At 37.5% G+C, this 12,820-nt stretch carries 12 protein-coding genes and 1 pseudogene; 11 read left to right on the top strand and 2 right to left on the bottom strand.

The window, feature by feature from the left end; translation table 11 throughout:
• Positions 1 to 991 precede the first annotated feature (991 nt).
• Positions 992 to 1,402, bottom strand: a complete 411-nt coding sequence (locus tag BT1A1_RS16140) for a VanZ family protein (protein WP_034773174.1) — start codon at positions 1,400 to 1,402, stop codon at positions 992 to 994.
• 385 nt (positions 1,403 to 1,787) lie between these two features.
• Between BT1A1_RS16140 and BT1A1_RS16135 the strand changes: the two genes are divergently transcribed.
• The 8 genes from BT1A1_RS16135 to BT1A1_RS16100 all read left to right on the top strand — a co-directional run bounded on the left by BT1A1_RS16135 (position 1,788) and on the right by BT1A1_RS16100 (position 9,885).
• Positions 1,788 to 2,669, top strand: a complete 882-nt coding sequence (locus BT1A1_RS16135; RefSeq protein ID WP_034773173.1) for a stage II sporulation protein SpoIIQ — start codon at positions 1,788 to 1,790, stop codon at positions 2,667 to 2,669.
• A 1,783-nt stretch (positions 2,670 to 4,452) separates the two neighbouring features.
• Positions 4,453 to 4,728, top strand: coding sequence for a sporulation transcriptional regulator SpoIIID (gene spoIIID, locus BT1A1_RS16130; protein WP_034773172.1), 276 nt, complete (start codon positions 4,453 to 4,455; stop codon positions 4,726 to 4,728).
• 303 nt (positions 4,729 to 5,031) lie between these two features.
• Complete coding sequence (locus BT1A1_RS16125; RefSeq protein ID WP_034773171.1) at positions 5,032 to 6,033, top strand: rod shape-determining protein; 1,002 nt, start codon at positions 5,032 to 5,034, stop codon at positions 6,031 to 6,033.
• 410 nt (positions 6,034 to 6,443) lie between these two features.
• The gene (locus BT1A1_RS16120) at positions 6,444 to 7,268 is read left to right on the top strand and encodes a flagellar hook-basal body protein (protein WP_034773170.1); all 825 of its coding nucleotides are present in this window, start codon (positions 6,444 to 6,446) and stop codon (positions 7,266 to 7,268) included.
• Positions 7,269 to 7,398: 130 nt separating this feature from the next.
• Positions 7,399 to 8,250, top strand: coding sequence for a flagellar hook-basal body protein (locus BT1A1_RS16115; RefSeq protein WP_309240457.1), 852 nt, complete (start codon positions 7,399 to 7,401; stop codon positions 8,248 to 8,250).
• Between the two features lie 248 nt (positions 8,251 to 8,498).
• A complete protein-coding gene (locus tag BT1A1_RS16110) occupies positions 8,499 to 8,804 on the top strand; it encodes a DNA-directed RNA polymerase subunit beta (RefSeq protein ID WP_227139861.1) in 306 nt (101 codons plus the stop codon).
• A gap of 57 nt (positions 8,805 to 8,861) precedes the next feature.
• A complete protein-coding gene (gene fabZ, locus BT1A1_RS16105) occupies positions 8,862 to 9,284 on the top strand; it encodes a 3-hydroxyacyl-ACP dehydratase FabZ (RefSeq protein ID WP_034773167.1) in 423 nt (140 codons plus the stop codon).
• A gap of 151 nt (positions 9,285 to 9,435) precedes the next feature.
• On the top strand, positions 9,436 to 9,885 hold the full coding sequence (locus BT1A1_RS16100) for a hypothetical protein (protein WP_051989201.1): 450 nt from the start codon (positions 9,436 to 9,438) through the stop codon (positions 9,883 to 9,885).
• 46 nt (positions 9,886 to 9,931) lie between these two features.
• Here BT1A1_RS16100 and BT1A1_RS16095 read toward each other — a convergent pair whose 3' ends face one another.
• Complete coding sequence (locus tag BT1A1_RS16095) at positions 9,932 to 10,366, bottom strand: YwpF family protein (RefSeq protein WP_034773166.1); 435 nt, start codon at positions 10,364 to 10,366, stop codon at positions 9,932 to 9,934.
• 299 nt (positions 10,367 to 10,665) lie between these two features.
• Here BT1A1_RS16095 and ssb point away from each other — a divergent pair, with 299 nt between their 5' ends.
• The 3 genes and pseudogenes from ssb to BT1A1_RS16085 all read left to right on the top strand — a co-directional run.
• On the top strand, positions 10,666 to 11,022 hold the full coding sequence (gene ssb / locus BT1A1_RS16090) for a single-stranded DNA-binding protein (RefSeq protein WP_034773165.1): 357 nt from the start codon (positions 10,666 to 10,668) through the stop codon (positions 11,020 to 11,022).
• Between the two features lie 412 nt (positions 11,023 to 11,434).
• A complete protein-coding gene (locus BT1A1_RS18880) occupies positions 11,435 to 11,599 on the top strand; it encodes a hypothetical protein (protein ID WP_156103279.1) in 165 nt (54 codons plus the stop codon).
• 685 nt (positions 11,600 to 12,284) lie between these two features.
• Positions 12,285 to 12,740: pseudogene (locus BT1A1_RS16085) on the top strand (Rpn family recombination-promoting nuclease/putative transposase); the annotation flags it as partial.
• Positions 12,741 to 12,820 lie beyond the last annotated feature (80 nt).

Below are 12,820 nucleotides of genomic sequence, written 5' to 3'. Positions count from 1 at the left end.
GAATTGTCCAATAGGCGGGCTTTAATGGACAAAAAAGGCATTCAATCAGTAAAAACTGTCCAATAGAAGGGTTCTCATGGACAAAAAAGGCATCCAACCAGGAAAAATTGTCTAATAGAAGGGTTCTCATGGACAAAAAAGGCATCCAACCAGGAAAAACTGTCCAATAGAACGGCGCTCATGGACAAGATGAGGAGGCAATCAGCAAAAATTGTCCAATAGAACGGCTCTCATGGACAAAATGAGGAGGCAATCAGGAAAAACTGTCCAATAGAGGCGGTTCTCATGGACAAAAAAGGGGTCCAATTAGTAAAAATTGTCCAATAGAACGGCTTTCATGGACAAAAAAGGCATCCAACCAGTAAAAACTGTCCAATAGAACGGCTTTCATGGACAAAATGAGGAGGCAATCAGCAAAAATTGTCCAATAGAACGGCTTTCATGGACAAAAAAGGGGTCCAATTAGTAAAAATTGTCCAATAGAACGGTTCTCATGGACAAAAAGAGGAGTCAACCAGTAAAAACTGTCCAATAGAACGGCTTTCATGGACAAAATGAGGAGGCAATCAGCAAAAATTGTCCAATAGAACGGCTTTCATGGACAAAAAAGGGGTCCAATTAGTAAAAATTGTCCAATAGAACGGCTTTCATGGACAAAATGAGGAGTCAATCAGCAAAAATTGTCCAATAGAACGGCTTTCATGGACAAAATGAGGAGTCAATCAGCAAAAATTGTCCAATAGAAGGGCTCTCATGGACAAAAAAGGCATCCAACCAGGAAAAATTGTCTAATAGAAGGGCTCTCATGGACAAAAAAGGGATCCAACCAGGAAAAATTGTCTAATAGAAGGGTTCTCATGGACAAAAAAGGCATCCAACCAGGAAAAACTATCTAATAGCCGGGCTCTAATGGAAAAATACAAGGTCAACCACCAGAAAAAATCCGATAAAAATGTTCTTATTGGACTTTTTTCTGTCCCCTATTTGGATACTACCTTTTTAAATGATCCAACCAGTGTCCAACCCGATTTTTTCCTAAAAAATAGCCACGATAAACAATAAAAAAACATATTGTAATACCAGTGATATCCTTTATGAAATCAATGACTGTTGCTGAACGATAAGGAACAAAAGACTGGTGAATTTCATCGGCCAATCCGTACAAAGCCGCAACAACTGCCGCTACCCAATTTGCTTTTTTCGTGAGTTTTCCGTCAATAGCAAAAAACAACACAAAAAGCACATACAAGATTGCAAATTCAACCAAATGCAATGACTCCTTAATCAAAGAATCTGCAAAGGAAAACTTAACGAAGGCATCAGCCGGATTGCTTGATAACACCCAGATTAATCCCATATATAGAAACGGAAGTACTTTTATTAGCCATCGAAACATTTTCATAAATCCTAACTCACCTTCTATATCTGACTATATGACGCCGGATCGAATCCTGCATAATCAGTCATTTATACCTTTCTTAAAATTTACAAGATCCTGCATAAACAGCTAACTGAACATTTTCATAAAATCCTCAGCAAATATAATTCTTAGTAACCATTGTTCTCTGCACTTTACCAAAATCTCCAACAAATTAAATAACCGACATCCACTGCACCTTTATCCCAAATTCCTAGCAAATAAAATCCTGAATAAAATATCTGTTCTCAGTACTTTTTCCTAAAATTTCCTGCATAAAAAATAAATTTTTACAAAAAATATGAAAAAAGTGTTTTTTGAAGTATATATTTCTCATTTTCTGTTCAAAATGATTCATGAGGTGATGAAAATGAGAGAGGAAGAAAAGAAACTATCTTCTCGCAAACTTGGCATTAAACGCTTCTTCAAAAAACGTTGGGTATACCCTGCAATTTATATCGGCGCCGGTGCAATTCTATTATCTACATTTCTATGGTTCCAAGCAAGAGATAATGAAGGTGCCAAAGAGAACGAATTTGGTTATGAGTCGAACTCCGGCCGTGACTTGGCAGGAGAGGACGCACTTGAAGTTAACAGTCCTGTAGAAGATTTTGAATGGCCAGTAGCAGACAAAAATGTTGTGGAAGTGGTAACCAATTTCTACGATCCGGCTGCTACAGAAAAAGAACAAGAATCTGCAATCATCAGTGACGGAAATAGTTTTTATCCGAGCACAGGGATTGCGATTGCCGGAAAAGACGGTAAAACATTCGATGTTCAAGCTGCCATGGGTGGTAAAGTTAAATCTGTCAAGGAAGATGCACTTCTTGGCAATGTCGTTACCATTGAACATGCCGAAAATATCGAAACGATCTATCAATCCCTTGAAGATGTCTCTGTCAAACAGGGTGACCAAGTAAAACAAGGTCAGGTGATCGGTAAGGCAGGCAGAAGTTTGTTAAATGAAGAAGCAGGAATTCATACCCATTTCGAAATTAGAAAAGACGGTGTAGCGGTTAATCCGCTAGAGTACTTCAAAAAATCATTAACTACATTGCAAAATACCGATGTAAAAAAATCGGAAACTGTAGCTGATGAAAAGAAAAGTGAAGAAGCAAAAGAATCAAAAGTAACCGAAGATGAGTCAGAAAACACCAAACCTGGTAATTCTGAATCAGGTCAAAGGGACAATGACTCCGGTACTGGCGATAAAGAAAACTCAAATAAAGAACAAAACAACGATGCTAACTAATATTCCAAATGTAGTTGAATCCCCTTTCTAGTATATATAAGGCTGTCCCAAAACGAATAATGGGACGGTCTTTTTTTATAGTATAAGAAAGTATAAAAATACAGGTAAATAACTCAGGATCAGTTTTATTGTCTAGCTCCGAGCGCCAGCGACTGAGAAACTAACTCCCCTTTAATGTGCTCCTGCGCCATAGCCTATTCGAGGAAGCGGATGTTCAGCTCGTCGCAAAGCTTCATGAAGTATATCAAGGAAGATTACTCATGAAGTTCACTCTAGGAGTAGCTTCACTACGATAAGTCAACATCGGCTCGTCCCTCGCCGTGTTTCCTTTTCCTTAGAAAAAGCTACTCGCTTTTTCTTCGTGCGATGCTTATTCAAGGAAGATTATTCAGAGTCCTCGAAAATGCATTCGCATTTTCTTCGTGCGGTGTCTATTCGAGGAAGATTATTCAGAGTCCTCGAAAATGCATTCGCTTTTTCTTCGTGCGGTGTCTATTCGAGGAAGCAAATCTGTTCTCATTGCGGGGAGGTCGGGCCACAGGACGTGGTCAGACATGCGTTGCAACAGGACGTTGCCGCTTTTAGCCGGCCAGTTTGTACGTCGCTAAGCGGGCGCTCTGCGCTTTTCTTATTGCAATGTTGGTGGATCTGAAAGGGAAGTTTGAACGATTTTAAACTTGAACAAAATTGTTTATTGGAATGTCTAGGAGTCTGACCGACGCAATACCACAACTCGTATAGCTGCTGTATGGCATGTTTAAACCGTAAAATTAGCGATAGATTTCATATTATGCTCCAAAAGTCATCGGACAGACTCCTAGACTCCTAGGCAGAGAAAACAACTCTATACGTTGAATAGCTTTTTCATTCGTTAGTGTAAATGTAAAACGTGAATTTTCCGCAAAAACCATTAATATCTTGACGAGAAGCGACATATTTCTTGGGAAATAAACGGATTTTTTGTCGGAAATCAAAAAAATTCTGTTGAGAAAAAGAAAATATTGTCTTTATCCCACATTTAAGTCCAGTCAAAGGCCTCCACTTTAAATTTCAAGTGAATAAGGAAAATAGGGGAGCCGGGGGGTCGCATGCTTCCGGAAGTGCTCGATATCGGTCACACAAGCATTGGCACACGTATTTAACTTGTGTTCCATTTATAATCAATAAAGGGTAACCACCATTAATTGAACTTATGTATCAGAACCGGGAAAGTCTTTATTTCATTAAGCTTTTTTGGAGGCTCAAATCGAATACGGGGGCGAATATTTTTAACAGGAAAGTTCCGCCAACTGTAAGGCCAACCGGCTCATACATATTCAACAGGTAAAAAGCAAATATTGACCAACGCTTTAAAATGAAAAAAATGCTTTAGAACTTGTCCTTATTGCTTTTTTTGTGCATATTCTAGTCCTTATAATAATAAACTGTTACAAAATTTAAGAAATTATAGGGCACTTTGGTTCCGCCTCATTGACAAGCGAAACCAAATTCCCTTCCCATTACTTAAAGTAAAATCATTTCAAAAGAGAGTGTTTGAGGTGAGGAATCGTATTTAAGCAGCTTAGATGGGGTTAGAGACATAATGAAAAATGAATCCGCAGAAAGTATCTACTTTCTGCCGCATAAAGTTTTAAAAAAATAATACATAAATGATGCTAAAAGTACGTTATAACCAATCAAGTTCTAAACGAACCGTTCTTTATGCGGAGGAAGCAGTAATTCGATGGAGCAAGCGCGTGTCTCATTTCACACTTCTCACATCCAAATCAAGGAGGCGAGTGGTGTGCACGATTACATCAAAGAAAGGACGATCAAGATTGGGAAATATATCGTGGAGACGAGAAAAACGGTTCGCGTTATAGCGAAGGAGTTTGGCGTATCCAAAAGTACCGTTCATAAAGACTTAACAGAAAGATTGCCAGAAATAAACCCTGAATTAGCGAATGAAGTGAAAGAAATATTAGACTATCATAAGTCAATTCGTCACTTACGGGGAGGAGAAGCAACAAAAATGAAATATAAAAAAGGAACCTCTGAAGAGCCGGTTTTAGAAAAATAATTTCGTTTTTCACTCGATGGATCCATTTCTCTTTAGAAGACCATGATATATAAAGATAGGTCTCCAACTTGGATCCTTATTTCAAATTGAAGCAGTCAACCTGTTAAGGAACACTCATTACCAGTGGATACCCGGGTAAAGAGGATGACTAATAAAGTCATCTTTTCCTAGTTTTTTTACAAATTGATAAAAAAAACGACAAAAAGTAAAAAAAAATGACATAGGTCCTCCATATTTCAACTTATTTATGGTAGAATATGCAATTAGAAAGCGTTTTGAACGGGAAAATTAAGGAGGATTTTTATGTTGGCCAGAGATATTGGAATCGATTTAGGAACAGCTAATGTACTTATCTATGTAAAAGGAAAAGGGATTGTACTGAATGAACCGTCAGTTGTCGCCATTGATTTGAATACGAACAAAGTATTAGCTGTTGGTGAAGAAGCAAGAAGAATGGTTGGGAGAACACCCGGTAATATTGTTGCAATTCGTCCGTTAAAAGATGGTGTAATTGCAGATTTTGCCGTCACTGAACAAATGTTAAAATACTTTATCAACAAGTTGAATGTAAAAGGATTTTTATCAAAACCACGAATTTTAATTTGTTGTCCAACGAATATTACAAGTGTTGAGCAAAAGGCGATTCGCGAAGTAGCTGAAAAAAGCGGCGGAAAAAAAGTTTATTTGGAAGAAGAACCAAAAGTGGCAGCAATTGGAGCCGGTATGGACATTTTCCAACCAAGCGGGAATATGGTAATCGATATCGGTGGAGGTACATCGGACATTGCTGTTCTTTCTATGGGTGATATTGTCACATCCGCCTCAATTAAAACGGCGGGGGATAAATTTGATTTTGAAATTCTTCAGTATATTAAAAAGAAATATAAATTGTTAATTGGTGAACGAACAGCAGAAAGTATTAAAATCAACGTGGGTACAGTGTTTGAAAATTCACGCAATGAAGAAATGGACATTCGTGGCCGTGATCTTGTTTCAGGCTTGCCGCGAACAATAACGATAAATTCGGCTGAAATCGAATCTGCTTTAAGGGAATCGGTTGCAGTTATTGTTCAAACGGCAAAAAGTGTACTTGAAAAAACACCTCCTGAACTATCGGCAGACATTATTGATCGCGGGGTTATTTTAACCGGTGGCGGGGCTTTACTTCATGGAATTGACACGTTATTGGCAGAAGAATTAAAAGTACCGGTATTTATTGCAGACAACCCGATGGATTGTGTTGCAGTCGGTACGGGCATTATGCTGGACAATATTGATAAAATTGATCGCCGCAGTTTGATTTAAAAAAAGGCCCGAATAGCGCCAAATCTGGGCAATAAAATAAAAACGGGAACATATCCAATGATTAGCACTCAAAAAGATTTTACGCAAAATTAGTATTAACTATATTTAATACGTGACATTTAAGCGTAAATTTTTTAGAAAATAGGCTTTTGGTGTGCTAGCCGTTCTATGGGTTTGTTCCGTTTTTTATTATCCGAAACTGTTCATAACATAAATGTATAGCTCTTTAGGACCTGTTAAAAAATGTCAAGTGTTATTGAAAAATAATAATGTCCAAAGTGGGAAAATCGTTTATAATAAGAAAAGCAAGGATTTTTATTTTGTTTAGCTAAACTGCTTTTTCAATATAAATGGAGCGCTAACACTATTTATTCATATATTTCTTAAAAATGGTAAGAGGAGTGGGGGACTTGTTTAGAGGCTTTTACACGGTTGCTTCCGGAATGCTGGCACAACAAAGAAGAACCGAGATGTTGACCAATAACATGGCGAATATAAATACGCCCGGATACAAGGCGGATCAATCATCTGTCCGTGCTTTCCCTGATATGTTAATCCAAAAAATGGAGTCACCTGATGTTCCGGGCAACTCAGTAGCAACGACTATGACGCCTGTCGGTCGGTTAAATACCGGTGTTTACATACAAGACATTACACCAAATTTTAAACAAGGTGACTTGACCCAAACGAGCTTGAACACGGATTTGGCCTTAAATCATATAACGATGCCGCTGAATCAAAATGGGGTTCAAGGCAGTGTCTTTTTTACCGTGCAAAATCCCGATGGCGGTGTCCAATATACGCGGAACGGAAATTTTACGATTGACGGTGCTGGATTTTTAACAGCGGCAACCGGACAATATGTGCTGGATACATACGGTAATCCCATTGCCTTGGTTAATGATTCCTTTACTGTAACAGAAGATGGCTGGGTTCAACAAAATGGACAAAATGTTGCCCGCTTAGGAATAGCTTATGCTGAAAATCCCAATCTGTTAACGAAAACGAGTACCGGTTTATATCAAATGGACGGTGGGGCACTTCCATCTGCCTATGCAAATAATCAAGTCGCATTTTCGGTTAAACAAGGTTATATTGAACGATCCAATGTGGATGCGGCAGAAACAATGACTAACATGTTAACGGCTTACCGATCTTTTGAGGCTAATCAAAAAGTATTGCAAGCTTATGATCGCAGCATGGACAAAGCCGTCAATGAAATCGGAAAATTATAAGAAACTGGCGGTCAAAATCATGCCGTCCATGTTTGTTTTATCGGCTATACGATTAAGTTAAACAATTTTTTCCATAGAAATATATATGACAACTTCCCAACTTAACCCCTTTAAATCAGAGAAAAATGAGGTGAAATCATTGAATCGGATTTCAATTACGGCAAGCAACACCATGAACCAATTGCAAAAACAAATGGATACGATTGCCAATAATATTGCAAATTCACAAACGACGGGTTACAAAAAACAAAGAGCGACATTCGGTGAACTCATGTACCAGCAATATAATAACCAGCGAAATCTGGAAGAGGAAGTAAATCGGTTGACGCCGAACGGTATTCGGATTGGAACAGGTGCACGTGTTGCCCAAGTACAAACTGTTTTGACTTTGGGTTCAATCGTGCAAACTGGTCGCGCCTTAGACTTTGCTTTAACTGAACCAAATCAATTTTTTAAAGTGTTGGCTCCAAAAGGGAACGAAACGGCCGTCCATTATACCAGAGACGGATCGTTTTATTTGTCCCCGGTGAATGCAAATGAAGTCGGGCTTGTCACCAGTGAAGGTTATCAAGTACTTGATGAAAACAACAATCCAATTATTTTTAACAATAATTTACAAAATGTGAATTTGAATCCAAATGGAGAGATTGTTTTTTCTGACGAGGCTGGTAATAATGTGACTTTTAATCTGGGAATTGCTCAAATACATAAACCGCAAACGATGGCTCGGGTTGGTGATAACTTGATGACTTTGCCGGATAATATGGCGGAATTAGGTATAACAGAAGCTGATTTGTTGGAAAATCTTGCAGGAAATCTCCGCGGGCAAATTGGGTTAAAAAATCAGGCACTTGAACAATCTAATGTTGACATCGGTGAAGAAATGACGAATTTGCTACAGACACAAAGGGCTTATCAATTACAAGGAAGAGCGATCACGATTGCCGATCAAATGCAGGGATTGATTAATGGAATTCGGTAGATTTAAGATGATCATGTCTTGCCCAAAAACGGTTAAATGAAGAAATTTAATCGCTGGATTCGGTAAGCGTGTAGATTAAATAAAAAGATTAATCAATGGGATCCGGTAAGTTTGAGTGCTAAGTGCCCACATGTTTCGTTAGGTTCGGATTACATCAATGGGATTCGGGAAGACAGGGCTGTCGGATTGAATGAATTAATCACCCTATCTGTCAGAGTGAATTCTTTTATCGAGGGGATTGGACAGTTGTGGAAAATTTAGATGATCATAGAGAGACGCGAGAAGGACGAATTAAAAATCGTATAAGTGGAAAGAAAACCAAAAAAGACAATGAAGAAGAAAAGGCAGAAAAAAAGGAAAAGCGGCTCCGGACTCGGCTTATCCCGATATGGCTTCGACTCATCATTGTCCTGTTTTTAATATTGCTCCTTTTCTTTATTGGCGCCATGATTGGCTATGGTGTAATCGGTGATGGCAAGCCGACAGATGTATTTAAGAAATCAACATGGACCCATATTCTCGAAATTGTTAATGATGGTACAGGTTCAAAATGAATGAATTAACGGGGTTTTTTTCATGTAATGGAAATATATGGAATTGGGAGTGTTATTATGCTTGATATTAATGAAATCAAAAAAATTATTCCTCACCGCTATCCATTTTTAATGGTCGATCAGATTGTTGAACTGGAAGAGGAAAAGCGGGCAGTCGGTATTAAAAATGTTACGATCAATGAGCCGTTTTTCCAAGGTCATTTTCCGGACTACCCGGTCATGCCCGGTGTCTTAATTGTGGAAGCATTAGCTCAAGTTGGCGGAGTGGCGATGTTAAAAAAAGAAGAAAATCAAGGAAAACTGGGGTTGTTTGCCGGAATCGACAAGTGCCGGTTTAAAAGGCAAGTTAAGCCGGGGGACCAATTGCGTTTGGAAGTGGAAATTTTGCGGTCACGGGGGCCAATCGTCAAAGGGAAGGGAATTGCTACGGTAAACGGTGAGGTTGCATGTGAAACTGAAATGATGTTTGCCATCCAATAAAAACGTTGGTGTAGAAAAAGAAGATAGAGAAAACCCGTAAAGGTCCGATTATATCGATTCCCCTCACTGATTAAAATTTCAGCTTATTACAAGCAATGAAAAGGTTCAAACACACATACGCCTTCTTTTGCCTTTGGATGAAATTGCCTAATTGTCATGCAAATTTTTTTGTGATTTGGGCAACCTAACATCAGACCTGATTTTAGGTCAATATTATCTAAAGGTAGAAAGGAGAAAAGAAATAGATCGTTTCTTGAAAATAATTGGTAGTACATTGCTTGCATCGGTCCTTTTAATGGGATGTGCTAATAATGATGATGATAACGACCCTGCACCGCCGGATAATGATGTAACGGACAGAAATGACAATAACAATGGAACGGATAATAATGACGCAAATGATGATAACAATGTAATTGATGAAGATAACAATGACACAGGTAATGGTGGTAACTTAGACGGCGATAACAACGGTAATAATGGGGCCAACAATAACGGGACAAATAACACCCGAACAGATAATAACAATAATAACAATGGTACCGAAGATTTATTAGAAGATAGAAAAGATATCCAAGATAACGATACAAAAGATGAGTAAGTAGAATAAATAAGACAGGGGCAAATATGTCATCCCTGTCTTATGTTTATTTTTTTGAGGGTCTGCCTACCTTGTTTTTCTTTGTTCTTATTTCTTCTTTAAAAGCAAGTAATAGTTCATTGCCACTTAGTCCTTTATCTAAAAGGAGACCCAATAATTGTTCAGCATAGCCTCTTGAGCGGCTTAAAGTTCCCTCCAACAAAATGCTTACATATTCATCAATTACTTTTGAATTAATCACATTGACAAGAAAAGTTGCGGGATCATTTTCGGCTTTTGTAATGATTACATTGACCGGAAATTTGTCCTGTGGTTGGTAATTCTCAAAAACGGAAAAATAGGCTCGCTCAATAAAAAGTTCAATTAGCCATGTATTCTTTTCATTTTCTTTGTTTATAATCAAAGCATCAATGAAAGGAATTTGGATCGTCTCATCGTTTTTATCTACCAGTTGAAAAGAAATCAACTTAAATGTCTTCAAAAACATCAGCCTCCCCGCAAAATTCTGTTATTCACATTTTACCATGATAAATATTGAAGTACTAGTCAGAATAAGGAGTAAAATTTTACTAATTATATTAGTAAAAAATTAACTTGCAGAAAGAGCTATAAATACCATTTTTCCACTTATAGACACCATTTTTATAAAAATAAAGCCCATTTTTCAAGTAAAACATAGTAAAAAATAAGTAAAACACATCTATAACTGGCAAATCAAAATTTTACAACATAATAAAATTGTCCTATGATTATAGTAACAAATTGATTGGAGGTGAAAAGTTGATTAACCAGGTAACATTGGTAGGAAGACTGACGAGGGACCCGGAATTGAAATTGACGCAAGAAGGGGTTGCCTTAACAAATATTACGCTGGCAGTGAATCGAAATTATCGGTCCACGAGCGGCAGTATCGAAACAGATTTTGTTCAGTGCACACTCTGGCGGCGAGCAGCAGAGAACACCGTACAATATTGCCAAAAGGGTTCGATCATTGGAATTATTGGCCGAATCCAGACGCGAAATTATGAAAATAGTGAAGGAAAAAGGGTTTATGTCACGGAAGTTGTTGCTGATAGTGTCCGTTTTTTGGGAGGCAGGTCGGCAGAGGACAAGGAAATCGCCGCAACAAATGCATAAGTTCCTTTAAATTCCATTAAGGAGGTGATTGCTGAAAAAAAGAAAAGGAATCATAGACGAAAGGGATCTAATTGCTTTCAAAATGCAATTACAGAACGAAAATGAATATGTAGAATCAAGAGAGAAGGATTATGTAAAGCGAGAGATTTTGGAAGTAAAAGACAAATAGACCGATGTGTTGCTTGAAGGATTTATGATGAAAACCTATGAAAACTTATGATTTTCGTCAAGGCCATGATATTGGAGTCGATTTGTTGGAGAAAGTTGTATCTTACAAAACTATAGACTAAATGGATAGTATGATACTGTCTTAAAAAGGGAGATATTCGTAGCAGTTTGAATTTTATAGTGTAAAGAAAATTGACAGGGCAGAATCTTTAACAGTATTGTGAACAATTCTGTGGAGGTGACTATGTCAACAAGATTTGAGAATTATTTTCAGCTGGAGGAGATGATTCAGCTTCTGATTCGAATTGTAGGAAAATCGAATGAAAAGATTATGAATTTAGAAGAAAAATTAAAACAACTGGAAGATATCGTAATCGAATCAGGAGAGGGAAACATACAAAATAAGTAAGGAATAAGGTTAAAAAAGCGGATGTAAGCAAAAACGATATGGATGACAAACTAAAAAGTGATATGGATTGTTAAAAGGTATCATCACTTCTTGAATAATAAATCTTTTTGGGGATGGTAAAGATTTATTATCGACAATGTTGCATGGAAAAGAAAACAGCAAGGAAATTCTTCAATCGGTCACTACTCTGACCAAATGAAGCCACTTGCCGCTCAAAAGAAGGAAACTTAGAGTTAAAACTATCATACCACAGGTATATATCAAAGAAAAGCACATACTTATCGCTACAAAAAAGCCACATACAATTCTTTTCAAAAAACCGGTTTTGGGGAAAACCGGTTTTTTCTTACAGAATAAGAAAGTATAAAAATACAAGTGAATAACTTGGGATTAGTTTTATCGTCTAGCTCCGGTCTCCTTGCGCCTTTCTTAGTGTGAGCTAGAATTTATTATTTTGAAACAAAAATGCAAAAACTTGTAAAGTGTCCAAAAAACATTTAAAAAAATTGAAGGATTTTTAAAATTTTTGTCGAATAGTTTTCATAAAATCCCTCTAAAGATTTTCCTTCCTTCATCGTTTTTTTACTGTACTAAGCATCCTAATTTTTTTCAAAGTAACTGAAAATTCCGCTATATTCATTGAAGCCAAAATTTTGTATAATAAAAATGAAAGGAACGAGTTAAGTTACGTATTATTGAAATGCCGAAGTTTGTCAGGCAAGACAAGGAAAATCTGATTCATCCGAATGACCGAATGGCAAAATGGATACGCTTTTTAACAAATGAAGATGATGCGAGGTGGGAAGTGATGGCAAATCAAGACCCGATAATAGAAAATGCGGTAGATATGTTGCGCACAGTAAGTATGGACAGGGAAGCCCGGATGTTGGCGGAAGCCCGTGAAAAAGCATTAAAGGATATAAATTCCATTCGTGGGGAAGCAATGAGAGAAGGAAAAGAGGAAGGCATAGAAGAGGGCATAAAAAAAGGCATAGAAAAAGGAAGAAAAGAAGGCATAAAAGAAGGCAAACGGGAAGATGCGAAAATGATGTTGATGGAAGGTTTAGACCTTCATTTGATCATTAAAATTACCGGATTAACGGAATCTGAGGTTTTGGAATTAAAGAGTGAGTTGAATTAACGATAAAAAGAGAAATTCTGGACGAGTAAGCGGGTAGTAATGTCTATCTGTCTACTCGTCTTTTTTATAGTATAAGAAAG

This window comes from Caldibacillus thermoamylovorans (assembly GCF_000751775.1).
In the GTDB taxonomy this organism is placed as follows: domain Bacteria; phylum Bacillota; class Bacilli; order Bacillales; family Caldibacillaceae; genus Caldifermentibacillus; species Caldifermentibacillus hisashii.
This window is presented reverse-complemented; position numbering and strand designations above follow the sequence as displayed.